This window comes from Paenibacillus harenae DSM 16969, assembly GCF_000422465.1.
GTDB classification, from domain to species: Bacteria; Bacillota; Bacilli; order Paenibacillales; family Paenibacillaceae; genus Pristimantibacillus; species Pristimantibacillus harenae.
In genome coordinates this window covers 108,648-133,093 of the sequence record NZ_AULV01000013.1, presented here as the reverse complement: position 1 = coordinate 133,093, position 24,446 = coordinate 108,648, and the positions used below count along the sequence as shown (strand labels likewise).

Annotated in this window: 19 protein-coding genes; all 19 read left to right on the top strand. The window is 53.4% G+C overall.

Annotated features, from left to right (window positions below; genetic code table 11):
• The first annotated feature begins 7 nt into the window (after positions 1-7).
• The 19 genes from H581_RS0100495 (at position 8) to H581_RS0100400 (ending at position 24,349) form a co-directional block, all read left to right on the top strand.
• Entirely contained in the window at positions 8-1,108 is a 1,101-nt protein-coding gene (locus tag H581_RS0100495; protein ID WP_028608288.1) for an NADH-quinone oxidoreductase subunit D, read from the top strand.
• The gene (gene nuoH, locus H581_RS0100490) at positions 1,108-2,121 is read left to right on the top strand and encodes an NADH-quinone oxidoreductase subunit NuoH (protein WP_028608287.1); all 1,014 of its coding nucleotides are present in this window, start codon (positions 1,108-1,110) and stop codon (positions 2,119-2,121) included. Before H581_RS0100495 ends, nuoH begins: the two co-directional genes overlap by 1 nt.
• A 19-nt stretch (positions 2,122-2,140) precedes the next feature.
• Complete coding sequence (gene nuoI / locus H581_RS0100485; protein WP_028608286.1) at positions 2,141-2,590, top strand: NADH-quinone oxidoreductase subunit NuoI; 450 nt, start codon at positions 2,141-2,143, stop codon at positions 2,588-2,590.
• Positions 2,591-3,106: an NADH-quinone oxidoreductase subunit J gene (locus H581_RS0100480; RefSeq protein ID WP_028608285.1), complete on the top strand. Its 516-nt coding sequence runs from the start codon at positions 2,591-2,593 to the stop codon at positions 3,104-3,106.
• Between the two features lie 4 nt (positions 3,107-3,110).
• Positions 3,111-3,413, top strand: a complete 303-nt coding sequence (gene nuoK / locus H581_RS0100475; protein ID WP_028608284.1) for an NADH-quinone oxidoreductase subunit NuoK — start codon at positions 3,111-3,113, stop codon at positions 3,411-3,413.
• A gap of 8 nt (positions 3,414-3,421) precedes the next feature.
• Positions 3,422-5,293, top strand: a complete 1,872-nt coding sequence (gene nuoL / locus H581_RS0100470) for an NADH-quinone oxidoreductase subunit L (RefSeq protein WP_028608283.1) — start codon at positions 3,422-3,424, stop codon at positions 5,291-5,293.
• Entirely contained in the window at positions 5,290-6,918 is a 1,629-nt protein-coding gene (locus H581_RS0100465) for a complex I subunit 4 family protein (RefSeq protein WP_036717264.1), read from the top strand. Before nuoL ends, H581_RS0100465 begins: the two co-directional genes overlap by 4 nt.
• Positions 6,919-6,921: 3 nt before the next feature.
• Complete coding sequence (locus tag H581_RS0100460; protein WP_036717260.1) at positions 6,922-8,478, top strand: NADH-quinone oxidoreductase subunit N; 1,557 nt, start codon at positions 6,922-6,924, stop codon at positions 8,476-8,478.
• Positions 8,479-9,376: 898 nt separating this feature from the next.
• On the top strand, positions 9,377-12,613 hold the full coding sequence (locus tag H581_RS32620) for a S8 family serine peptidase (protein ID WP_051250356.1): 3,237 nt from the start codon (positions 9,377-9,379) through the stop codon (positions 12,611-12,613).
• A gap of 15 nt (positions 12,614-12,628) precedes the next feature.
• A complete protein-coding gene (locus tag H581_RS0100445; RefSeq protein WP_028608280.1) occupies positions 12,629-12,895 on the top strand; it encodes a DUF1146 domain-containing protein in 267 nt (88 codons plus the stop codon).
• Between the two features lie 300 nt (positions 12,896-13,195).
• Entirely contained in the window at positions 13,196-14,650 is a 1,455-nt protein-coding gene (gene murA, locus H581_RS0100440) for a UDP-N-acetylglucosamine 1-carboxyvinyltransferase (RefSeq protein WP_028608279.1), read from the top strand.
• Between the two features lie 313 nt (positions 14,651-14,963).
• Positions 14,964-15,941 carry a LacI family DNA-binding transcriptional regulator gene (locus tag H581_RS0100435; RefSeq protein ID WP_028608278.1) on the top strand — a complete coding sequence of 326 codons (978 nt, stop codon included), beginning with the start codon at positions 14,964-14,966 and terminating at the stop codon, positions 15,939-15,941.
• Between the two features lie 173 nt (positions 15,942-16,114).
• A complete protein-coding gene (locus tag H581_RS0100430; protein WP_028608277.1) occupies positions 16,115-17,440 on the top strand; it encodes an ABC transporter substrate-binding protein in 1,326 nt (441 codons plus the stop codon).
• 106 nt (positions 17,441-17,546) lie between these two features.
• Positions 17,547-18,431, top strand: coding sequence for a carbohydrate ABC transporter permease (locus H581_RS0100425; RefSeq protein ID WP_028608276.1), 885 nt, complete (start codon positions 17,547-17,549; stop codon positions 18,429-18,431).
• Positions 18,431-19,258, top strand: coding sequence for a carbohydrate ABC transporter permease (locus H581_RS0100420; RefSeq protein ID WP_028608275.1), 828 nt, complete (start codon positions 18,431-18,433; stop codon positions 19,256-19,258). The genes H581_RS0100425 and H581_RS0100420 overlap by 1 nt, the downstream gene beginning before the upstream one ends.
• Before the next feature lie 24 nt (positions 19,259-19,282).
• A complete protein-coding gene (locus tag H581_RS0100415) occupies positions 19,283-20,734 on the top strand; it encodes a glycoside hydrolase family 32 protein (protein WP_028608274.1) in 1,452 nt (483 codons plus the stop codon).
• Between the two features lie 195 nt (positions 20,735-20,929).
• Positions 20,930-22,459, top strand: coding sequence for an efflux RND transporter periplasmic adaptor subunit (locus H581_RS0100410; protein WP_028608273.1), 1,530 nt, complete (start codon positions 20,930-20,932; stop codon positions 22,457-22,459).
• The gene (locus tag H581_RS0100405) at positions 22,456-23,217 is read left to right on the top strand and encodes an ABC transporter ATP-binding protein (RefSeq protein WP_028608272.1); all 762 of its coding nucleotides are present in this window, start codon (positions 22,456-22,458) and stop codon (positions 23,215-23,217) included. The genes H581_RS0100410 and H581_RS0100405 overlap by 4 nt, the downstream gene beginning before the upstream one ends.
• Positions 23,159-24,349, top strand: coding sequence for an ABC transporter permease (locus H581_RS0100400; protein ID WP_028608271.1), 1,191 nt, complete (start codon positions 23,159-23,161; stop codon positions 24,347-24,349). Before H581_RS0100405 ends, H581_RS0100400 begins: the two co-directional genes overlap by 59 nt.
• Positions 24,350-24,446 lie beyond the last annotated feature (97 nt).

Below are 24,446 nucleotides of genomic sequence, written 5' to 3'. Positions count from 1 at the left end.
CAAACCCTTGATCCGTACAGAAGAGCTGCTATTAAACGTTGGTCCCCAGCATCCCAGCACGCACGGCGTATTCCGAATCGTCGTGAAGCTCGACGGGGAGGTCATCACCGAAGCGACGCCGGTCATGGGCTATTTGCACCGGGGGACCGAGAAAATCGCGGAAAATTTGAATTTTACGCAAATTATTCCGTATACGGACCGGATGGATTACGTCTCGGCGATGACGAACAATTATGTGCTCGTCCATGCGGTCGAAACGATGATGGGCCTGGAGGTGCCGCTGCGGGCGGAGTTTATGCGCCTTATCGTGATGGAGCTGCAGCGCGTAGCGAGCCATCTGGTCTGGTGGGGCACTTATTTGCTTGATATCGGAGCGATGAGCCCGTTCCTATACGCATTCCGCGACAGAGAGATCATTATTGATTTGTTCAACGAGCTGTGCGGCGCGAGATTAACTTATAATTACATGCGCGTAGGCGGCGTCAAATGGGACGCGCCTCCGGGGTGGATGGATAAGGTGAGCAACTTTATTCCATATTTGGAGAATAAACTGGAAGAGTACGACAAGCTGGTCAGCGGCAATGAGATTTTCCTGGCGCGCATCAAGGGCATTGGCAAGTACGACGCGGCAACCGCGATCGATTACGGCCTTTCGGGCGCGAACCTGCGCTGCACAGGCGTAGATTGGGATTTGCGCAAGGCGGAGCCGTACAGTCTGTACAGCCGTTTCGAATTTGACGTGCCGCTCGGGAAGAACGGCGATTGTTATGACCGTTACCGGATCCGTCTGGAGGAGATTCGCCAGAGTCTGCGCATCCTGAAGCAGGCGGTAGAGCAGTTTCCGGAAGGCGGAGAGACGATGGGGAAGGTGCCGAGGGTGATTCGGCCGCCGGCCGGCGAGGTGTATGTGCGGATCGAGTCGCCCCGGGGCGAAATCGGCTGCCATATCGTCTCCAAAGGGAAGGCGGAGCCGTATCGCTTGAAATTTCGCCGTCCTTCTTTCGTGAATTTGCAAATTTTGCCCAAGCTGCTTGTCGGTGAAACGATGACGAATCTGATTACGATTCTGGGCGGCGTTGATATCGTCGTCGGGGAGGTCGATTGCTAATGCCCCCATGGCTGAATGAACCGCTCACATGGGGCGGCGCGCTTGTGCTGTTTTTGTGGGCGGTCGTGTTTCTATTCATCGTGCTTGGCTTCGTTACGTATGCGATTTATTTCGAACGGAAGGTCATCGGATGGATGCAGCTGCGCGTCGGTCCGAACCGGGTCGGCCCGTTCGGGCTGTTTCAAACGGTAGCCGATATTTTCAAGCTTCTCGTCAAGGAAGACACGATTCCGCGCAAGGCTGACCGGCTGCTGTTCATTCTGGCTCCGGCGCTGGCCTACATTCCGGCTTTTTCGGTGCTTGCAGTACTGCCGTACACCCAAAATCTTTATTTTGCCGATTTGAATGTCGGCTTGCTCTATTATGTGGCGCTGTCGGGCATCTCGACGCTGGCGATCGTGCTGGGCGGATGGGCATCCAACAACAAATATGCGCTTCTCGGCGGCATGCGTTCGGCCGCGCAAATGATCAGCTACGAAGTACCGCTCGTTATATCCGTCGTCGGCGTTATTTTGCTAAGCGGAAGCTTGAATTTAAGGGATATTGTGGCGGCGCAGGACGGCGGCTGGTTCTGGAATTGGAACTTTCTGCCCCAGATTATCGGGTTCGTCGTCTTCATCATTGCGGCCGTGTCGGAGCTCAACCGTACGCCGTTCGACCTGCCGGAGGCGGAGTCGGAGCTGGTTGCGGGTTATCATGTCGAATACAGCGGCTTCCGGTTTGCCTTCTTCATGCTGTCGGAATACGTATACGTATATGCGATTGCCGCGCTTACTACGGTACTGTTCCTGGGCGGCTGGCATGCGCCGGCGCCTTTTCTCGATTTTGTGCCGGGCATCGTCTGGTTTCTGCTCAAGTTCGCGGTTATCGTATTTTTCTTGTTCTGGATTCGGGCGACTTTCCCGCGTATCCGCGTCGATCAGCTCATGGGGCTCGGCTGGAAGGTGCTGCTGCCTGTCTCGCTGTTAAACGTGTTTCTGACCGCTGTTTATTTGGAATTGTTCATCAAATGATTGCAAGGGGGAAAGCGATATGAACGGATTAATCAAAGGGCTCGGCGTAACGCTTAAATCGATGACGGCTCCGAAGGTAACGACCTCGTATCCCGATGTGCCGTTCGAAATGCCGGACCGGTTCCGCGGCATCCAGCATTTTATACCGGATTTATGTATCGTCTGCAACCAATGCGCTCGTATATGTCCGACCGATTGTATTACGCTTACGGGCAAGCCGAACCCCGATCCGGACAAAAAAGGGAAGGTTATCGACACGTTCGATATTAATTTTGAAATTTGCATTTTGTGCGACTTGTGCACCGAGGTGTGCCCGACCGAGGCGATCGTAATGACGAACCACTTCGAGCTGTCGGCTTACAGCCGCGACGACCTGTTCAAGGATGCGCAGTGGCTGACCGATAATAATACCCTCGTCCGGCAGGATAACAACAATATCGGAGCGCCGGCCAAAGGGGGCGGCAAATAGTTGTTTAATATCGATTTTACGGGTGAATTCGCCGCGTTCTTTATCCTCTCGACCATTATGATCTGCGGGGCTGTGCTCATGATCAGCCTGGAGAAGGTCGTGCATATGGTCGTCTCCATGGCGGCTGTATTCCTTGGCCTCGCCGGCATGTTCGTGCTGCTGGAGGCGGAGTTCGTCGCATTCGTCCAGGTGCTCATTTATGCGGGGGCGGTCTCCATTCTGATGATCTTCGGCATCATGATGACGAAGCATCAGGAGGCGGAACGGGAGAAAGCGAAGCCGCTGCATGAAGCGCTGGCGGCTATTGCCGCCTTATGCTTGTTCGGCGTGCTGTTCTATGCGATTCGCCGGACGACGTTTCCGGAAGCCGGAGCCTTGCAGGGCGTCGAGGATAACACGATGGCCATCGGCGAGCTGCTGTACACGGGATATGTCATCCCGTTCGAGCTGCTCTCGGTGCTGCTGACCGTCGCGTTCATCGGGGCGATCGTGCTGGCGAAGAAGGAGGCGGATTAGAAGGATGCTTCCATCCTATCTCACAATGGCCGCGATCTTGTTCTGTATCGGGTTGTACGGCGCGCTGGTCAAGAAAAATGCTATCGTTGTGCTGCTGTCGCTCGAATTGATGCTTAACGCGGTCAATCTGAATTTGGTCGCTTTCTCGAAATACGGCGTGGTTCCGTCGTTGACGGGGCAAATTTTTTCGTTGTTCACGATTACGGTCGCCGCTGCGGAAGCCGCGATCGGGATAGCGGTATTGATCGCGTTGTTCCGTATGCGCGGAACCGTCAATGTCGATGAATTTGACAAAATGAGGAGGTAGCGCGGCATATGGACATGTACTCACAAGCGGCTTGGCTCATTCCGTTGTTCCCGCTGGCGGCGTTCCTCGTTTTGACCGCGCTTGGCCGGAGCTTTCGAAGGGCCGGCATACTGACCGGCACGGCCGGCTCGCTGGCTGCCTTCGTCCTATCGATGATCATTGCGGTCGACCGGCTCGGAGGCCGGGCCGTTGATTACAATTATGCCTTCGATTGGATCCGGATCGGCGATTATACGCTGCGCATCGGCTTCGAGGTTACGAATCTGACCGCAATGATGCTTGTTGTGGTGACGCTGGTCAGCCTGCTCGTGAATATCTATTCGGCCGGGTACATGAAGGACGATGAACGCATTACGGTGTTCTACGGGTATGTAGCGCTGTTCACGTTCTCGATGCTCGGACTCGTGCTCTCCGATAATTTATTGTCGCTCTATATTTTCTGGGAGCTGGTCGGGGTATGCTCGTTCCTGCTCGTCGGGTTCTGGTATGCCAAGCCGAAGGCGCGGGCAGCAGCCAAAAAAGCGTTTATCGTCACGCGGATCGGCGATGCCGGCCTGCTGCTCGGCATTCTGCTGCTGTTCTGGTACATGCCGGATCACGCGCTTGATTTCACAACGATCCAAAGCGTGTTCGACGGTCAGTCAGGCGCGATTACGACCGGAATTACGACCTTGATCGCGCTCCTTATTTTTCTTGGGGCTGTCGGGAAATCCGGACAATTTCCGCTGCATGTGTGGCTGCCGGATGCTATGGAGGGCCCAACGCCGATAAGCGCTCTTATCCATGCGGCGACGATGGTCGCGGCGGGCGTGTTCCTTATCGCCCGGACGTACGATATTTTCCTGGATTCAGCCGCGGCAATGGAGACGGTCGCTTATGTGGGCGGCTTTACGGCTATCTTCGCCGCAACGATCGCGCTCGCGCAAAATGACATCAAACGGATACTGGCTTACTCGACGGTCAGCCAACTGGGCTACATGATGATGGCGCTGGGTCTCGGTTCCCTGACGGGCGGCATCTTCCATCTGTTCACGCACGCGTTCTTCAAGGCGTTGCTGTTCCTTGGCGCAGGCAGTATCATTCACGCGGTACATACGCAGAACATCCAGGAAATGGGCGGGCTCGGCTCGAAAATGAAGGTGACGGCCTGGACGTTCGCGATCGGAGCGCTGGCGTTAACGGGTATTCCGCCGCTCTCCGGATTTTGGTCGAAGGATTTGATATTGACGGTTGCGTTTGAAACGAATCCGCTGCTGTTCGTCGCCGGTTTAGCGGCTGCGTTCTGTACGGCGCTGTATATGTCGAGGCTGTTCTTTCTCGTCTTTACGGGCAAGCCCGGCGCTGCGGCTGACGGCGCGCATGAATCGCCGGCTACCATGACTGCGCCGCTTGTCGTGCTGGCTGCGCTGGCGGTCTTGGCCGGGTTCATCGAGACGCCGTGGAACGGCTGGTTCGGTTCCTGGCTGAGCGGAGAAGCGGAAGCCGCGCACGGAAGCGGGGTAGCCATCGTCGCATCCATTGCCGTCGGCCTGATCGGCATTTATGTCGGATGGCTTATTTACGGGAAAAGAAGCGTCAGCCGCACCGCTGCCCGCGAACGGCTGCCTTGGCTCGTTAAGCTGCTGGAGAAAAGCTATTATGTAGACGAACTATACGCGGCGGTTGTAGTGAGGCCGTTAAAAACGATCGGATCCCTGCTTATGGTAGTAGACGAATATATCATCGGCGGCATCGTCCGGTTAACGGGGATCGTAACCGCGTCAGCCGGCCGGACGGCCGCCCGGCTCCAGAACGGACAGGTGCAAACGTACAGCTTGACGGCCGTTATCGGCTTTGTCGTCATCATCGTCGCGATCGTCGGAAGGAGGTTCTGGCCATGAGCATCCTACAGGACATTCCGATTCTCTCGCTCATCCTGCTCTCGCCGCTTGCCGGTCTGCTCGTCGTGCTGCTGCTTCCTAAACACCGGAGCGGGTGGATGAAGACCGCAGCCGTAACCGCTACGCTTGTGCCGCTTGCGCTGTCGCTCTGGTTATATGCGGACTACGACAAGCAGCAGGGCGGAGCGGCTTTTGAGGAAAAGCTGAATTGGGTAGATGTACCGCTTAACAAAGAACTGCAAGATATCTCCGAATTTGTGTTTAAGTTTCAATATACGCTTGGCGTAGACGGTCTCTCGCTGCCGCTGCTGCTTCTGACGACGCTTGTAACGGCGATGGCGGCGCTGGCCGCCGTGCATGTGAAGAAACGGTGGAAATCGTTTTTTGTCTGGTTCCTGCTCCTGGAGACGGGCATGCTCGGCGTGTTTCTTGCAAGAGACGTATTTCTGTTCTTCGTATTCTTCGAGATTACGCTGATCGCGACATATTTCCTGATCGGGATTTGGGGATATTTCAACCGCGAACGGGCGGCGAATCAATTCCTGATCTATAACGGGATCGGATCGGCGATCATGCTGCTGGCTTTTGTGCTGTTGGTCAATACGGCGGGCTTCCGGATCGATCAAGCGGGCGAGCAGACGAGCTTCATCTACAGCGGAAGCTATACGGATATTTTCCGGAATATGGCGGATCCGACGGCCTGGGTCAACCTGTCGCCGGATCAGATGGGGGCCGTTAACCCGTTCCAAATGACCGATACGATGCAGTGGGTTCTCTTTATTCTGCTGCTGATTGCGTTCGGGATTAAGCTTCCGGTCTTCCCGTTCCACACCTGGATGCTGAAGGTGCATACGGAGGCGCCTCCTTCAGTCGTCATGATTCATTCCGGCATCCTGTTAAAGATGGGAGCATACGGCCTGCTGCGCTTCGGCGTGCTGCTCTTCCCTGAGCAGGCGCGGGATTGGGCGGTCGTGCTGGCCGTGCTTGGCGTCATTAATATATTGTACGGGGCGCTGCTGGCGTTCAGGCAGCAGGAATTCAAGCTTGTGCTCGCTTATTCATCAATCAGCCATATGGGCATCGTGCTGCTCGGCCTTGCCGCTTTTAACGAAATCGGCCTGCAGGGCGCGTTGTTCCAGCTTGTCTCGCATGGACTCATATCCGCGCTGCTGTTCCTGATCGTCGGAAGCCTGTTCGAGCGAACCGGGACGACAGAGCTGTCCGAGCTCGGGGGACTTGCGCGGTCCATGCCTTTTATGAGCGGGGTACTTCTGACTGCCGGACTCGCTTCGCTGGGTCTGCCGGGCTTATCCGGCTTTGTCGGCGAGTTTCTCGCGTTTCTCGGCCTATTCGAATCAATGCGCTGGTTGACGGCTCTTGGCGTGCTTGGCGTTATTTTGACAGCGGTCTACGTCCTGCGGGCGGTACTGAAGATCACGTTCGGCACCCAGCCGGAGCGGTTCGGCGCATTGAAGGATGCCCGGCTGGTCGAAGCGGTCCCGATGATCGTGCTGCTGGCGTTCATCCTTCTGCTGGGCTGCTATCCATCGGTGCTGACGGATACGGTGCAATACAGCATCGGCGGCCTCTTCGAACAATTACTTGCAACAAGGGCGGGGGGTTAGACCATGTACGAAGGCGTTTCTTTCATACCGCTCACATGGACGGATATGCTCTACCTTGCCCCGGAACTTGCATTAGCCGCCGTATTCCTGCTGCTGGTGCTGCTGGATCTGGTTATGCCGGGGCGTGTCAGCAGGCTATCGATCGGGTGGCTGACGCTTCTTGGCTTGCTCATTTCGCTGGGGCTCGTGCTGTGGCGGATGCTGGACATGAACCGGGCGGGAGAAGCGGCGGAAACGATTGAGCTGCTTGCCAACAGCTATCGGATCGATGACTTTGCCAGCTTACTCAAAATTGTATTCCTTACCGGTACGGCGCTGACCGTGCTGCTAGCGCTGGGCTCCGTGCGCGACGATGACGCGATTACCGAAAAAGGGGAGTTTTTCTACCTGCTGCTGCCGGCTGTTATGGGCGCCATGATGATGGCATCCTCTGGCAATCTGGTTACGCTGTACATCGGGCTCGAGCTCCTCAGCCTTACCAGCTATGTGCTTGTCGGCATGAGACGTCGTTCCGCATTGTCTGCGGAGGCGGCGTTTAAATATGTGGTAACCGGCGGCATATCTTCTGCGTTCGTGCTGTTCGGCATGTCCTACATATACGGAGTGACCGGTTCTGTGGATCTTACCGTGATATATAGCGCTTTGCCGGGCGCGCTCGCTGACTTCAAAGCGCTTGTGTACGTGGGTTTCTTCATGATGCTGGCGGGCTTCGGCATGAAAATTGCCGCGGCGCCGTTCCACGCCTGGGCCCCGGACGTGTATCAAGGCGCTCCGACGCCGGTGTCCGCTTTCCTGGCGGTTATCGCCAAGGGCGCGGCTCTGGCGGTCGTCTTCCGGATGATGTTCGGTGCCGTCTATTTCGCCAGAACCGACATGGAACCGGATGTGTCCAATGACATCTTCTTGGCTTTGCTGGCAATGTCGGCCGCAGCCATGCTGGTCGGAACAACGGCCGCGCTAAGGCAAAAAAACGTGAAGCGGCTGCTTGCTTTATCCGGTGTCGCTAACTCCGGCTATATGCTCGTGCCGATCGGGATCTCGATAACGGCCGTCCATAGCAGCAGCTTCTCGGAATTCGTTTATTACTTGATCGCTTACTTATTGATGACGATCGGCGCTTTCGCGGTGTTGACCGCCGTCAGCCGGGCCGCGGGCCACGATGAGCTGAAGGGCTTTGCCGGCATGTACTACCGCGCGCCTTGGACGGCGGCGGCGATGGTCATCTTCGTCTTGTCGCTGGCAGGCTTGCCGGTAACCGGCGGCTTCTTCGGCAAGCTGTTCATCCTGCTGGGCGCGGCGAACGCGAAGGCGTATTGGCTGGTCGCCGTCATCGTAGTAAGCAGCGTCATCTCTTATTATTTCTACTTTGGTTTGGTTCGCCAAATGTTCATGCGGGTCGGCGGAACGGAGCAAAGCATCCCGGTATCACCCGCAACCGGCATCGTAATCTGGCTGTGCGCGATCGCCACCGTAGCGCTCGGCTTGTTCCCGGGCCCGCTCATGAGCTGGATTGACGCGGTATTCTCGCTGGGGCAGGACTTGATGTTTGTTGTTTATTAGGATAAGCAGGATGTTTGAAAGGCTGACTGGAGCTTAGTGAGCTTAGTGGGCATAGTGAGCTTAGTGAGCTCACTAAGCTGTTAATAGTTGGAGGATAAAAGGTGATTCATTTATGTCTTAGCCAGGCTTAGCCGGCAAGGCGTGGGGAATCACTTTTTTTTAAATGCCAAAGGTTTAAAAGATTCCCATTTATTCGGTCTTGGGAAGCACCGTGAATGCTGGCTTTTGCCGTCAATAAACGGCAACAGCGTATATGCTATATAAGTTGAACCAGAGAATTGCGCGACTCGGGTGGAGAGATATGGCTAACACATGCCATTTGATTCGTTTAACGGCCGCCACAAACGTTATTTGTGCAATATCGGCCATTTTAAAAATGTAACGGAGCTGACAGACGCTATTTCCCGATTTCAGCCCATTTTCGGGCTGAAATCGGCGGATAAGGTCTGTAGCAGCCGTTACAATATTGAAACGTGCTTTTTTTAGCAAATAAGGGTTCAGACAACCGTTAGAGTGAGAATGATTAATATCATTCCTCATCCTACCTGGTGTACGGCAATTCATTTGTTCAACTTATAGAATTGAGCAAAAGGGAAAGAATCGCTGGCGTTACGATAGGAATCTGCAATGTGCCAATTGAATGCATATTCGCAGATAGATTCAGAATGCGAAACTCTAGCAGGCTGTTTTTAGTTCGGGGACGATGGTATATTCAGCTTCTGAGTTCGGGTGCAGCGTGTATTTCTTTCAATTTTATAGGTCTTTCGTCCTTTTATGTACAGATGACAAGGGAATGGTTATAGATTAATAGAATTTATAGTGAACGAGAAATGAGCCTGCGGTAGCTTAAATGCGATCGAAGGCGATATTTCAATACGGCATATAAAGGCAGAAGACGATGATAAAACGTATACGGCATCTCGTAAAACAATTGTCGCGGCGTATGCCGGAGCATCAACGGTTCTCATTAGCAGTTGATGCCAGCCGGCCGGCGTTAGCGACCAACCGTTTAACAACGCGCTTGCTGCGCCAATCAAGCGCATGGCTTCGGGCGCGAGGACCGCGCACGCTCCTTCGTCGCGCGCTTCTCGCGCTGCTTATCGGCAGCGTCACCCTGACCGGGCTAAGCCCGGCAGGGCCCGCTGCCGCAGCGGCGCATGCCGCGCAGGCGGCCGCAGGAGACGCGGCCGCCTGCGCCGCATGCGCCGATGAAGAGCAGCCGCAGAGCTGGCTGCTCAAATGGCGCGATCCCGCGCTCGCGCATGAGCTGCGCGGGACGGAAGTGCTCCGCCGCCAGGACGAGGCGGCGGTATTGCTCGTACGTCCGGCTGAAGAAGGCGCGGACGTGCAAGCGTGGCTGCGCCGGCTGCAGAGGGCGCCGGGCGTAGAGTATGTGCACCCGAATTCCGGGGTGCACATGCTGGCGCATGCTTCTCACCCAAATGAAGCCGAAGGCGGCAGCCTTTCCGCCCTTCCGGCTTCAAATGGTGAAGACGAAGGCTCTTCGCCCACTGCGCCTATTAATGAAGCCGAAGGCGACAAGCTCCCCGCCCGCCCTTCGTTATCCGAAACGGCTGGCAAAGCCCGCCAACCCGCCTCTTCATCATCGTCCGAGACACCAGCCGAATTATCTGCGGCAGCCGCAGCAGTTATGCCAACGGCCAATGACCCGGAGCTGGCAAAACAGCATTATCTCGATCAGATCGGCGTGCCGAAGGCATGGGAAACGGTACGGGAACAGACCGGTCTGACGATCGCGATCGTGGATACGGGGGTCGATCTGGATCATCCGGATTTGAAGGCTAATCTCGTGGAAGGGGCCAATCTGGTTAACCCGAACGAGCCGCCCGATGATGATAACGGACATGGCACAAGCGTTGCGGGCGTGATCGCGGCGGTAGGCAATAACGGGATCGGCGTGTCGGGTATCTTGCAGAAAGCGAAGATCATGCCGATCAAAGCGCTGGATCATCATGGCGACGGCACGGAGCAGGAGCTGGGTGACGCGATATTGTACGCGGTCCGCGCCGGTGCAAAGATTGTAGTGCTGTCAGTCGGCTTACACCGGTATTCGCCTTATATGCAGGATATCGTGCAGTACGCCGAGAGTAAGGGGGTACTGCTCGTTGCTGCGGCAGGAAATGACGGGCTGACATTTGGTTCCAAAGCAGCCGTGAAATATCCGGCAGCCTATCCGACCGTGTTGGCGGTAGGCGGCGTGAAGCCGGATCATACGGCTGACCCGCGCTCGAATCCGGGCAGCGAGCTCGACCTGGTAGCGCCATGGAACGTGTACACAACCGCGCTGGGCGGTTTATATAAGAAAGAAGAAGGCACATCGATGTCTGCTCCGCAAGCCGCTGCTGCAGCCGCTCTCGTATGGGCCCGCTACAGCAAGTTAGAGCCGTATCAGGTCCGGGAATTGCTGAGGCAGACCGCAAAGGATATTGGTCCCGCAGGAGCTGACCTTTCCTCGGGGTACGGGGTTCTGCAAATTGACCAAGCGCTTCAATCCGCTCTCAGGCCCGATAGTCTGGAACCGAACGAGAGCATGAAGACAGCTGCCCGTTTTCCGCTGAATACACAGCTGTCTGCCGTTTTGCAAATAACGGACGATCATGACTGGTATAGAGTCGACACTCCTTACGACGGTACGCTGACCATCCATTACGAGGGACTTGTAACAGACGGGGCGGTTGTTCCGCCGGTCAGGATGACGCTGTATACGAATGGCATTGAAAATCATGCAGCCGACATAAAACTCGCCAGTCGGTCTATTGATTTTAATTTAAGCAAAGGCCAGCATCTTATTCATCTCGAGCTAATAAATCAGAGCGGCGACGTCGCCCTGCCGTATCTGCTGACCTCTGCTTTTACCATAAAAGCGGATGATTATGAAAAGAATGACAGATCCTATGAGGCCTTCACGCTCCAACCGAATTCGCAGGAAATGAACGGAACCTTTCACCAGACGGCGGACCGGGACTGGTTTGCCGTAACCTTCACGCAGAGCGGAAAGCTCCGTCTGACTCTAACAACAAACACGGCGCGCATCGATCCGGGACTTGCTATGCAGAGGGCGGGCGAGTCCCTTCTTTTGTACGATAATGAAGGGGAAGGGGAGACGGAATATTCCCCAGTCATAACTGTGACCCCAGGGAAATATTATATTCGTGTTCATAATGCAATCTCTTCGGAGGCCAGTCCGGCTCTCGGCACCTATTCCCTTGCGATGGATTACACGCCGAAATACGATGATCCGAACGAACCGAACGACAAATCGTATGAAGCCTTTATGGTTACTCCCGGCACTGAGTACATAGGCGTGATTGGAAGCTACGCCGATATGGATTGGTTTCAATATCGGCCGGCTCAACCGAGCATCGTAAGCATGGCGGTAAGCGGCGTTCCGGCGGATATCGATTTGAAGCTTGAGGTATATGATAAACGCATGAAGCTGTTAACTGCTTCGTCAACGGGCTCTGCCGGCAAGCTTCAAACGAACGACAAACTGCTTCAGCCGGATGTTTATTATGTGAAGCTGACGGCGGATGCCCCATTCGACAAGCAGTATTACCGGATGAATATAAAGTCCGAGGAGCTTGTCGCCGGCTTCCGGGATATTCACAAGCATTGGGCAAAAAATGAGATCGTCGAATTAAGCGAAATGGGGATCATCAATGGTACGGGGGCTTACCGGTTTGAGCCGAAGCGCGCAATCACCCGCGCCGAAGCGGTGGCGATGGCCGTAAAGGCTTATAAGCCAGCCCCACAGAAAAACGCGCTGACAAAGCGCTTCAAGGATGTCCCTGCAGCTCATTGGGCTTCCGGCGCGATTGACTTAGCCGTTCAGCAGGGCTGGGTAAAAGGCTTCCCGGACGGCTCGTTCAAACCGGAACAGCCGGTCACGCGCAAGGAGATGGCGGTTATCATCGGTTTTGCGGAAGGTATTGAACCGCAGCTGTCCGCCGTTGATCCGTTTGACGACGTAGATCGAAGCGACTGGTCCGCGCCTATGCTGACAGCCATGAAGCAGCGCGGGCTGATCGAAGGCGTTCAATCCAACCTTTACGAGCCGAAGCGTCAGGCGAGCCGAGCCGATTTTACCGTGCTGCTGCACAGGATTATTACCTAATTATTAGGAGGATTCATGGACGTTGATAACGATTTATATCAAAATGTGCAAAACGCGGCCGGTTTTACCGGTCTGTTCTCCATCGTCACGGTTATTCTCAGTATCATCTTCGTATGGTTTGTTATCCAGGAGGTGAAATGGGATACTTTTTTCCGTTTTCCCCGCAGCCCGAAGGCACGTTTGTTTCAAGTGATCGCGGCCATCGTCATCGGACATCTTTTGGCCAAATTTATTTTGGAATATTGGGGTTATACCGTACTGCTCAAAAGCTTTGTCGAATAACAAGAGCGAAAAATGTCAACAATGGGTAGTAACAAGACGGTACGAAAAAACAGTTTGCTTACGAATAAGTATGAATCAAGGCCTACGCGTGGAATGAAAACGTATTTTTGTCCCGAAAATGTTCCGTTTTTAGAGAAAATAGTCTTATTTTTACGACAAAAACGCATGAAAAATGTGGAAACAATTTAACGCTTGTCGATTTGTGTAAATGAGTGATAAGATGTAGTCTGGATAAAGTGTCCGATTCCAAAATATTCACGATTAGGAAATAGAAATTGCAGTTCGCGGAGGGAACCACAGATGACCAAAATTATCGTCCGCGGAGGCCAGCGCTTGAAGGGAACGGTCCGTGTCAGCGGAGCAAAAAATGCGGTACTCCCGATTTTGGCGGCCTCATTATTAGCGACCGAAGGAGACAGCGTCATCTATGACGTACCCCTCCTCGACGACGTTATGACGATCCAGAAGGTGCTTGCCTCATTAGGCGCACAATTAACTTATAACAACGAAACGATGCGTATTAACGCACCGGCGATTACGTCGTATGAGGCTCCATATGAGCTCATTCGCAAGATGCGGGCGTCTTTTCTGGTTATGGGACCGCTGCTCGCAAGAGTGGGCAAGGTACGAATTTCTTTGCCAGGGGGCTGTGCGATCGGCACTCGTCCGATCGACCAGCATCTGAAGGGCTTCGAGGCGATGGGAGCGGAAATTACGCTTGGTCACGGATTTATCGAAGCAAGCACGAAGACGCGTCTTAAAGGCGCGAAGATCTATCTCGACGTAGCCAGCGTCGGCGCGACGGAGAATATTATGATGGCCGCCGCTCTGGCGGAAGGAACGACGATTCTCGAGAATGCGGCCAAGGAGCCGGAGATCGTTGACCTGGCCAACTACATCAATGCGATGGGCGGCAAGGTGCGAGGCGCAGGTACGGGACTGATTCGGATCGAAGGCGTCGAACGGATGCATGGCGCCTCGCATAATGTGATTCCCGACCGCGTTGAGGCCGGAACGTATATGATTGCCGCCGCGATTACCGGCGGAGATGTTTTTGTTGAAGGCGCGATTGCGGATCACCTGACACCGGTCATTTCGAAGCTTCAGGAAATGGGCGTGGAAATTACGGAGAGCGATAATGGTCTTCGCGTCCGCTCCGGCTCCGTATTGAAATCGGTGGACGTTAAGACGCTCCCTCATCCGGGCTTCCCGACGGATATGCAATCGCAAATGATGGCGCTGCTGCTCGTATCCGAAGGAACGAGCGTCGTGACGGAAACGGTATTTGAGAATCGTTTCATGCACGTTGAGGAATTCCTGAAGATGAATGCCCAAATTAAGGTGGATGGACGGACCGCCATTGTGAACGGCGGGCTGCCGCTGGTTGGAGCGAAAGTATGCGCAACCGATCTGCGCGCGGGCGCAGCTCTGATCTGCGCGGCGCTTCGCGCCGAGGGCGAGACCGAAGTAACCGGCCTGCACCACGTCGACCGCGGATATGTCGATATTACCGGCAAGCTTGCCAAGCTTGGAGCGGATATCCGCCGCCAGGAGCCGGAAGAAGAGATTGCCGTTGTCGCATCTGCGGGCTCTCAGGCAGGCCAGCTGGCAGCGCACGGAATCTTGTCAAAGCCGTCGCGTGAAATACCTGCGGCGATCGCTGTATCCGCAGCGCCGGCTGAGATCGAGCCGGCCGCTTCCTATAAACGGGAGAAGGAAGTTGCGGTGCTTAAGGTGCAGCCTACGTGGGCTTGACAGCAGGCACGTAAAAAGAGCCTTTTTTAATAAGCCAAGACGGGCTTATTAGAAACGGCTCTTTTTTCAAATGCTAAGCATTCATGAGTTTTACATGTATATATATGCGCTTAGAATTCTCCGCGATACCGTTTTTCGATGAACAAGCTTCATGAGTTGCTTCAGAAAATACGGAGTAAACGGTTTGCGTCCTCTGACAAGGACGCTGACAGGCGTTTCTGCTTGAAATATAGGGTTTTTAAGTTTAGGTTTATGACGGGCTTATATTTCAGCTATAATGGTTGGAACTACTGCACGATGCAAAGGGGATGCCATGGCAACGATACACGATGTCGCGAAAAAAGCGGATGTATCCGTAACGACGGTTTCCCGCGTTTTGAATAACCGGGGATATATTAGCGAAGCGACAAGAACCAAGGTGTTTAAAGTGATGGAGGAGCTTAATTATCAGCCGAATGAAATTGCGCGCTCCCTCCTCAGGAAGCAGTCTAACGTAATCGGTCTCATTATACCGAACGTCTCTCATCCTTTTTTCAGCGAGCTAGCTAACCATGTTGAAAACTACGCCTATGACCAAGGCTTCAAAATGCTTTTATGCAATTCTCAGCTCGACCCCGTGAAGGAAAAGGATTATATTGAAATGCTTAAGCGGAACCGCGTCGATGGAATTATAATGGGCAGCCATACGCTTCAGGTCGAGGAATACAAAAATTTGAGCTCGCCCATCGTAACGATTGACCGTCAAATTGGCCTTGAGATTCCTTATATTTCTTCCGATAATTACATAGGCGGAAGCCTTGCGGCTAAACTTCTGGTTGAGAAGGGCTGCACGAAAATCGCGCATATATGCGGTAACCTGGAGCTGCAGTTATTGGCCAACCGGAGAACCGAGGCATTTCAGGCGGTCATGAACGAGAATAATGTGAAGCATCTTATTATTCAAACCGATATGAACGTGTTTGACCAAATACAGTACGAGCAAATTATGAAACGCTTGTTCGAGGAGCATCCCGATATAGACGGCGTGTTCGCGACGAGCGACATTATTGCGGCTTTTGCGGTGAAGCAGTGCGCAGCCGCCGGCAAGCGTATTCCGGATGACGTGAAGATTATCGGCTATGACGATATTAATGCGGCCAGGTGGATGACGCCGTCTATTACGACAATCAAGCAGCCGATTGCAGAGATCGGACGGAAGGCTGTTGATCTGATTATGCGGCAAATGAACGGTGAGCCTTTCGAAGCGGAAAACATCCTGCCGGTGGCTATCGTAGAACGGTCAACAACATAGATGAAAAGAACGAAAATCCCTTGCGCGGCGCGGGGATTTTTATTTTTTATAAATATGTCAATCGTTTGATATGTCAAACGATTGACATATATCGCGACCGCCTATATAATACGATATGAAAGCGGTTTACTTTTTCAAAACCGCAACAATTCTCGTGAATCGGGGGCAGACAAATGAAATCCTGGAAATGGATGCAAGTACTCGCATTATCGCTTATCGCAGTTTTGTTCGTAACAGCTTGCGGGAAGTCTGGCGACACAAGTGAGTCAGGCGAATCTGGCGGGTCCGGCGAAGGCTCGGCAGTAACGATTACGCTTCTTAACTCCAAGGGCGAAATTCAATCGCAGCTTGAAGAAGCGGCGAAAGCGTTTAAAGAGGATAATCCTGATATTACAATGCAAATCATACCGGTGCCTGCGGGACAATCGCCGTTCGAGAAAGCGTCTGCGCTTTACGCTTCCGGCAACCCGGCAACGATTACGATGCTGGATACGGGAGATGTAGAGAAATTCAAGGATCGCATTCTTGATCTAAGCGGGGAAAAGTGGATGGCGGACGCCGTCGACCGCAGCACATCGCTTACAACGTTTGATGGCAAAAACTATGCATTCCCATTGGCGATCGAAGGCTACGGCTTTATTTACAACAAAGCAGTGGTTGATCAGGCGGTAGGCTCTGCGTTTGATCCGGCAACGATCAACACGACTGCGGCGCTGGAAGAGCTGTTCAAAAAAATAGAGGCTTCCGGCAAAGCGCCGCTCATCATTTCTCCTATGGATTGGTCTCTGGGCGCCCATTACCTGCCGCTTGCTTACGCAGGTCAGTCGGCGGATACAGAGGCCGCTACGCAGTTCGTAAATGACTTGAAAGCGGGCAAGGTTGATCTGACTGGCAACGCCGTCTTTAACGGGCTGCTCGATACGTTTGATCTGATGGCAAAATACAACATCGATAAGGCATCGCCATTGTCCGGCACTTATGAGAGAGGACCGGAAGTGCTCGGCAAAGGCGAGGTTGGCATCTGGTTCCAAGGCAACTGGGCTTGGCCGCAAATCAGCGGCTTTGATACGGCAAGCGGACAATACGGCTTCCTGCCGGTACCGGTCAGCAACAATGCGGATGACTTTGGCAACACGCAAATTTCTTCCGCGGTATCCAAAAGGCTGGTGCTCGACAAAGAGAAAAATACGGCAGAGCAGCAGGCGGCGGCAAAGAAATTCCTTGAGTGGATGGTTTACAGCGACAAGGGTCAAGATTTCCTAGTGAACAAAGCGAATATCATCCCGGCGTTCAAGAACATAACGCTTGAAGCGAAGGATCCGCTGGCGAAGTCGATTTCCGATTATATCGCGAAGGGCAAGACTCAGGATTCCATGAGCACATTGCCCGCCGATCACTGGGCGAAAGTCGGCGCCTCCATGCAAAAGTATCTTGCAGGGGCGGCGGACCGTGCCGGGCTGATTAAAGAAATTCAGGAATATTGGAAATCGGTGAAGTAATCATTAGCTGCGAGACGAACGGCTTACCCCGCCAAATGACGGGGTAAGCCGATTACGCTTGATTGCTTCCTCTTCAGCAAACCATCCATGAATGCGAGGGATCATGATGATAACGGAAAAAGGGCTGTGGAATCGTTTACGACTGCGGCTGCTGTTTACCGGACCTACATTATTTGCGTTTCTTGCCGTGATGATCGTTCCTTTCCTTTATGGCATTTATTTGACCTTTACGAACTGGGATGGCATTTCAACGACAAGCAGCCTTGTAGGATTTCAAAATTATTTTTCAGTTTTTCAAGATACGGTATTTTGGCAATCCTTTTTATTGACTTTAAAATACGTGTTCATTACCGTCGTGCTTATTAATGCGGTCGCTTTTCTGCTCGCTTACGTTCTAACGAGCGGCTTGAAGGGCCAAAGCTTATTCCGGGCGGGCTTCTTTGTACCCAATCTGGTCGGCGGTATCGTGCTCGGCTTTGTGTGGCAGTTTATTTTTTCTAATGTTTTGGTTTTCTTGGGTAAAGAGCTGGGCATCCCCTTGTTCAGCGGCTCCTGGCTGGCTGACCCGGATAAAGCGTTCTGGGCGATGATTATCGTTACCGTATGGCAATATGCAGGCTACATGATGGTTATATATGTCGCGGGCCTCATGAATGTACCGAAGGATATTTTGGAAGCGGCAAGCATCGATGGCGCGAGCCTGCTTACAAAAATGCGCAAAATGGTGCTTCCGCTTATGGTTCCGTCCTTTATCGTCTGTATCTTCCTGTCGCTGCAAAGAGGCTTTATGGTCTACGACTTGAACATTTCCTTAACGAAGGGCGGACCGTTCAAGAGCACGGAGATGGTATCCATGCACGTTTATGAGAAGGCGTTTCTGTCGAGGGACTACGGGGTCGGGCAAGCGGAAGCGTTCGTGCTGTTCCTGCTCGTGGCGATCATTACGATCGCTCAGGTGTACTTCAGCAAGAAGATGGAGGTGGAGGCGTAATGAAAAACTCGAGTTCTACGGTCGCTTGGTCGAAATTCGCCGTCCTCTTCGTCTGCTTGCTGCTGTTCGTTTTCCCGTTCCTGCTTCTGCTCGTTAATTCGTTTAAAGAGAATAAAGCCATTACATCAAGTCCGCTTTCGCTGCCGGAGAGCTTCAACATGACCAATTATTCGGACGCATTCGGTAAAATGGATTATGTCTCCGCATTTTCAAACTCAATTATGATAACGGTGCTCAGCGTGTTGCTCATTTCGCTTCTGGCAGCTATGACGGCTCATTATTTTGTCAGGCATCAAACGAAGCTCAACCAATATACGTTCTTCTTAATGGTCGCAGCCATGATTATCCCATTCCAAGCGATTATGATTCCTCTCGTCAAAATATACGGATCCATTGGCTTTCTGGACAGCAAATGGGCCCTGATCTATATGTACATCGGATTTGGCAGCCCTCTGGCTGTGTTTATTTACCACGGATTTGTGAAAAGCATCCCGGCCGAGCTTGAAGAAGCGGCGCTCATAGACGGGTGCACAAGAACGCAAACCTTTTTCCGCATCGTATTCCCGGTGCTGACGCCGACTACGGTTACGATCGCTATTTTGAACGTACTCTGGATATGGAACGACTTCCTGCTTCCTTCTCTGGTGCTGATTGCGCCGGAAGAAAGAACGCTTCCGCTCTCGACCTTTTATTTCTTCGGTACGTACACCGTCGATTACGGCCCGTTGATGGCTGGTCTTATGCTGACCATACTGCCTGTGCTGATCGTTTATTTATTCGCGCAAAAATATATTATTCAAGGGGTTATGCAAGGCTCCATTAAATAACGAGTAAGGGTAGGATGCTTTATCTTGTACACACGCGAAAATGCCGACAAGTTTATTGAGAGCAGAAAACATTTGCTGAACGGGGAGTACCGGCTGCGCTACCATCTGATGAGCGAGTTTGGCTGGATGAACGATCCGAACGGATTTGTTTATTTTAACGGGGAATACCATATGTTCTATCAGCACTATCCGTATCAGCCGGTATGGGGGCCGATGCATTGGGGCCATGCGGTCAGCCGCGATTTAATCGAGTGGAAGCACTTGCCGGTGGCGTTGGCGCCGGATCAGGAATACGACCGTGACGGATGCTTCTCCGGCAGTGCGATCGAGAAGGGCGGTATGCTTTATTTGATGTATACGGGGCATATCGTGACAGGGCCGGACAAGGAAGTGCACTACAGTCAAAATCAAAATATTGCCGTGTCCGACGACGGTGTCCATTTTCAGAAGCTTGCAAGCAATCCGGTGATTCGGCCGGAGCAAATTCCGGCAGATGTCAGCCAAAAGGATTTCCGCGATCCGAAGGTGTTCGAGCGTGACGGCGGTTACTATGCCGTCTTAGGGTCGAATGACGGAAAGGGCAGCGGACTTCTATTAATGTACCGGTCAGACGACTTGCTGAATTGGACCTTCGTAAATGAAATCGCACGAAGCGACGGGCATATGGGGGACAACTGGGAATGTCCGGACCTCTTCGAGTTGGAGGGGCAAGACGTACTCATGCTGTCGCCTCAGCGCATGCCGGCGCAAGGAGACGACTTTCAAAATCTGCACTCGACTGCCTACATGATTGGCCGTTTGGACACGGAGCATGGCCGTTTCCTGTATGACCGGTATGAGCAAATCGACTGCGGCTTTGATTTCTATGCCCCGCAAACAACCATTGATGATAACGGAAGACGCATCGTCATCGGCTGGATGGAGACTTGGGAGACGGAAATTCCGACGCAGCTTGGACACTATTGGGCAGGAGCGATGACGCTTCCTCGCGAGGTCGTTATGCAGGGAGATAAATTGTTTTTTAAGCCGATAGAAGAAATGGCTGTTTATCGCCAAAACGGCTATGAGGCTTCTAATGTTTTGATTGACGGCGAGCTGGACTTGGGTGTGAGCGGAGACAGCTACGAGCTCGAGGTCGTTTTCCGTGCGGATCAAGCCGAGGAATTCGGACTGAAGCTTCGCGTTCATGGCGATGAAGAGACGGTATTATCCTATAGCGCTGCGGATGGACGGTTCCGCTTTAACCGCGACAAGGCCGGGATCGGCCTGGGCGGCGAGCGCAGGACGAAAGTCGGGCTGAATGACGGGCTTCTGGAGCTTCGGGTTTTCGTCGACAAATCATCCGTTGAAGTTTTTATCCAAGGCGGCGCAAAAGTAATGACAGGGCGTATCTACCCGGGCGCACAATCGCTTGGCATTAAAGCGTATGCAATAGGCTCCTGTTCAATGGTATCCTTCAAGAAATGGGATATTTAATAAAAGACTATTGATGTGAACATTTAGGGTATCGCCCATTCTCTCCACTTGGAAGGAGTTGCGGCGGCGCCCTTTTTTGTTATACCTATTCCTTTCCTATATTCGGGTATGGGACTGGAAAGTTGTTCATGTTGCGTTCATTTTACGGTGCTATAGTCATCCTGATAAAGTCCGATGGAGGGTGGAGTATAGTAAATGAAGAAATGGGCGATTTGGCTTGGCGTTATTTTGATCCTTGCCGCATCCGGGGCGGGAGCCTACTATTATTATTTTGGCAAAGATACCGAAGGGGCAGGCGAGGCCGCCCAGGCTTTGACGGTAACCGCGACAAAAGGATCCATAATCAAACAAATCAGCGGGACGGGCTCGGTAGCCGCGAAGTCGAGGGAGACGGTGACGGCCGGCAAGAGCGGGACAATAGCGGCTGTTCATGTAAAAGAAGGCGATATGGTCAAGGCAGGTCAGGTTCTCGTTACGTTCGAGGATACGGACGATTATGACGATCAAATCGAATCGATTCAAAAAAACGTCACGAAGCTCGAAGCTGATATGGAAGGCTATCAGGAAAGCTATAAGGAAGCGACGGGGACGGAGAACGAAGAGGCGACCAAAAAGGATTTAGAGAAAAAAATAGAGGATGCGAAGTCGGATATTATCGATTATGAGGATGATCTGCAGGAAATTTATGAAGAGCAAAGCAAAGAAGAGAAAGCGGTAATCGCTTCGATCGACGGTGAGGTGATCGAAATGGACATAGAAGCCGGCGATGAGGTGCAGTCGAATACGACAATCGCAACTATAGTCGATTACACGCGGCTTGAATTCGTGACCTCGGTCGATGAGCTTGATATCCCATCGGTAAAAGTCGGTCAGGCCGTTGATATTACGTTAAGCGCGATTACGGATAGGACGATCAAAGCTGCCGTCTCGGAGATCGCGCGGGAAGGCAGCGCGAGCAACGGCTCGTCGGCTTTTGAAGTAAGCCTGTTATTGAAAGATATCGAAGGCGTAAAGGTCGGGATGTCAGGCGAAGCAGCCATCACAATCGAGTCTAAGGAAAACATTGTTCTTGTTCCCGTGAATGCCGTTGTGGCTGTAGGCAATCGTTCATTCGTGCGCGTTCCAGCTGAGGAAGGCGGAGAGGCGGGTGCTGCGGGTAAGGCGGGAGACGGTACGCAGGCAGGCGGCCGCCGCGGCCAGGCCGGGGAAGCGGCGGATGCGGACGGCCAAGCGCCTTCGGCAGACAGGCAAGCGCCGGCGGGAGGAACGGCGCCTTCGGCAAGCGGTAAGGCGCCTGTAGGAGGAACGGCACCGTCCGCAGGTGGGCAAGCGCCGGCTGGCGGAGAGGCTCCGACAACGGGCGGGAATGCGCCTGCAGATGGAACAGGGCCGGTCTCAGGCGGCCAAGCGCCGGCCGGAGGCGGAGGCGGCGGCATAGCGGATCGTCTGGCGAGCCGTATAGATACGCTTGGCGGGACGCTTGCGGAAGTGACGACGGGCCTTAGCAATGAAAATTTTGTTGAAATCGTATCCGGCCTGGCGGAAGGGGACAGTGTCCTTGTTCCGATCGCGCAAGGGACTCCGGGTATGGGCAGCGGCACGGAAGAACAGATGCAAAATATGCGAAGCGAGTTCATAGGCACCTTCCCGGACGGCGGCATGGGCGGTTTCCCCGCCGGCGGAAGCGGAGCAGTAAGAGTCATGCCGGGCGGTGGAGAGAGATGAGTGCAAATCATACGACGCCGTTGATCGAGATGGCCGACGTGACGAAATCCTATAGGATGGCGCGGGAGAAAACGACGGTTCTGCATCAAGTATCGCTGCGGGTTAACCACGGGGAGTTTCTTGCTATCGTCGGTCCGTCCGGCTCGGGAAAATCGACGTTAATGAACATTATCGGATGCCTGGATACGCCGAGTGAAGGAAGCTATAAGCTGGAGGGTCTTGAAGTGACCGGACAGAGCGACAACAAGCTGACCGAGATACGGAATAAGAAGATCGGATTTATCTTTCAGGGCTATCATTTGCTGCCCAGGCTGACGGCACTTGAAAACTGCGAGCTCCCGCTAATATACCGGGGGTTATCCGGTAAAGAACGGAAAGCGAGGGCAATGGAAGCGCTGGAGAGGGTCGGGCTCGGGCCGCGGATTGCCCACCGGCCGAATGAGCTGTCCGGCGGGCAGCAGCAGAGAGTCGCGATCGCCAGGGCGCTCGCGACGAATCCGCCGCTTCTGCTGGCCGACGAACCGACGGGAGCGCTGGATTCGAGAACCGGCATGGAAGTGCTCGGCATGATGGAGGGGCTGAACCGGGCAGGCCAGACGATCGTTCTAATCACGCATGATATGGAAGTTGCCCAGCGGGCCAGCCGTAGTGTCATTATACGGGACGGGGTGTTGTCGGAGCAGGAAAGGAGAGGCGGCGATGAAACTGACGCAGGGGCTCAGGATGGCAGTCATGAGCGTGTTGTCCAACAAGCTTAGAACGATTTTGTCTATGCTTGGCATTCTGATCGGCGTTGCTACGGTCATCGCTTTGGTTGCAATGGGCCGCGCCTCCTCGAATGAGGTAGCCAAACAGGTTTCCTCGCTCGGAAGTCCGAACTCGCTGCAGATTACGATTTCCGGACGCGGAACGGTGACCACCCTATCCGTAGACGAAGCGAATGAACTGGAGGACGTAACGAACGTGGCCGGAGTTGCGCCAATTACGAGCGGCGATGCTTTTGCGAAATACGGCAAGACGCAGGTGTCCGTTGAAGTAAATGGAATAACGCCGGCGTACGAGGATGTGAAGGATTTTCCGGTGCAGGACGGTAGATTTATCGCCGCTCCGGATTTGACCAACCATACAAAAGTAGCGCTTATCGGTGTGGATACCGCGAAGGATCTGTTTGAAGAAGAAGGAGAGGATCCCCTTGCCGCGGTCGGCAAAAAAATCACGATTAACGGCTATCATTTTACCATCGTCGGTCTGCTTGAATCGCAGGGCAGCTCGCTGACGGGCTCGAACGACGAGAAAATTCTGATTCCGATCACAACGGCGCAGAAAGTGTTTCAAATAAGCGGCGTTTCTACCATTCATCTGATGGTAGAGGACATCGATCAAATGGATGCGGCGGTCGCGGGAGCGGAGGCCGTACTCTATGAGAAATTCCGCGGGAATGAGAACGCCTACCGCGTGTTCAATCAAGAGAAAGCGATGGAGACGCTGAACTCGGTTAATGAAACGATGAACAGGCAGCTGATCTATGTAGCGATCATCTCGCTTATCGTCGGCGGAATCGGAATAATGAATATTATGCTCGTGTCCGTAACGGAGCGGACCCGCGAGATCGGGATCCGCAAATCGTTAGGGGCTAAGAAAAGGGATATTTTATTTCAGTTTCTGGTAGAGGCTGTCTGCATCAGCGGACTGGGAGGCGCGTTTGGAATCGGGCTCGGCTATGTCGCTTCATTTGTGATCGGCATGATGATGCAATCCGATACGGAGGTGCCGGTCAATACCGTGATATTGGCGTTTGCCTTCTCCGCGTTCGTCGGCGTCGTGTTCGGTTATTTGCCTGCCAACAAGGCAGCGGGCTTGAAGCCGGTCGACGCGCTGCGGCATGATTAACAAGTAAACGGTTCTACCCTATCATTTCGGCTCATAGAATGAATTATCAAGGCCGCTTTAAGAGAAAGAGAGAGCATCCGGGTTTGCCCGGAGCATG

What these genes read in the sequence shown, in the direction of transcription:
- nuoH (WP_028608287.1), top strand. Translation starts at nt 1,108, where the DNA reads ATGCCCCCATGGCTGAATGAACCGCTCACATGGGGCGGCGCGCTTGTG.
- nuoI (WP_028608286.1), top strand. Translation starts at nt 2,141, where the DNA reads ATGAACGGATTAATCAAAGGGCTCGGCGTAACGCTTAAATCGATGACG.
- nuoK (WP_028608284.1), top strand. Translation starts at nt 3,111, where the DNA reads ATGCTTCCATCCTATCTCACAATGGCCGCGATCTTGTTCTGTATCGGG.
- nuoL (WP_028608283.1), top strand. Translation starts at nt 3,422, where the DNA reads ATGGACATGTACTCACAAGCGGCTTGGCTCATTCCGTTGTTCCCGCTG.
- H581_RS0100465 (WP_036717264.1), top strand. Translation starts at nt 5,290, where the DNA reads ATGAGCATCCTACAGGACATTCCGATTCTCTCGCTCATCCTGCTCTCG.
- H581_RS0100460 (WP_036717260.1), top strand. Translation starts at nt 6,922, where the DNA reads ATGTACGAAGGCGTTTCTTTCATACCGCTCACATGGACGGATATGCTC.
- H581_RS32620 (WP_051250356.1), top strand. Translation starts at nt 9,377, where the DNA reads ATGATAAAACGTATACGGCATCTCGTAAAACAATTGTCGCGGCGTATG.
- H581_RS0100445 (WP_028608280.1), top strand. Translation starts at nt 12,629, where the DNA reads ATGGACGTTGATAACGATTTATATCAAAATGTGCAAAACGCGGCCGGT.
- murA (WP_028608279.1), top strand. Translation starts at nt 13,196, where the DNA reads ATGACCAAAATTATCGTCCGCGGAGGCCAGCGCTTGAAGGGAACGGTC.
- H581_RS0100435 (WP_028608278.1), top strand. Translation starts at nt 14,964, where the DNA reads ATGGCAACGATACACGATGTCGCGAAAAAAGCGGATGTATCCGTAACG.
- H581_RS0100430 (WP_028608277.1), top strand. Translation starts at nt 16,115, where the DNA reads ATGAAATCCTGGAAATGGATGCAAGTACTCGCATTATCGCTTATCGCA.
- H581_RS0100425 (WP_028608276.1), top strand. Translation starts at nt 17,547, where the DNA reads ATGATAACGGAAAAAGGGCTGTGGAATCGTTTACGACTGCGGCTGCTG.
- H581_RS0100420 (WP_028608275.1), top strand. Translation starts at nt 18,431, where the DNA reads ATGAAAAACTCGAGTTCTACGGTCGCTTGGTCGAAATTCGCCGTCCTC.
- H581_RS0100410 (WP_028608273.1), top strand. Translation starts at nt 20,930, where the DNA reads ATGAAGAAATGGGCGATTTGGCTTGGCGTTATTTTGATCCTTGCCGCA.
- H581_RS0100405 (WP_028608272.1), top strand. Translation starts at nt 22,456, where the DNA reads ATGAGTGCAAATCATACGACGCCGTTGATCGAGATGGCCGACGTGACG.
- H581_RS0100400 (WP_028608271.1), top strand. Translation starts at nt 23,159, where the DNA reads ATGAAACTGACGCAGGGGCTCAGGATGGCAGTCATGAGCGTGTTGTCC.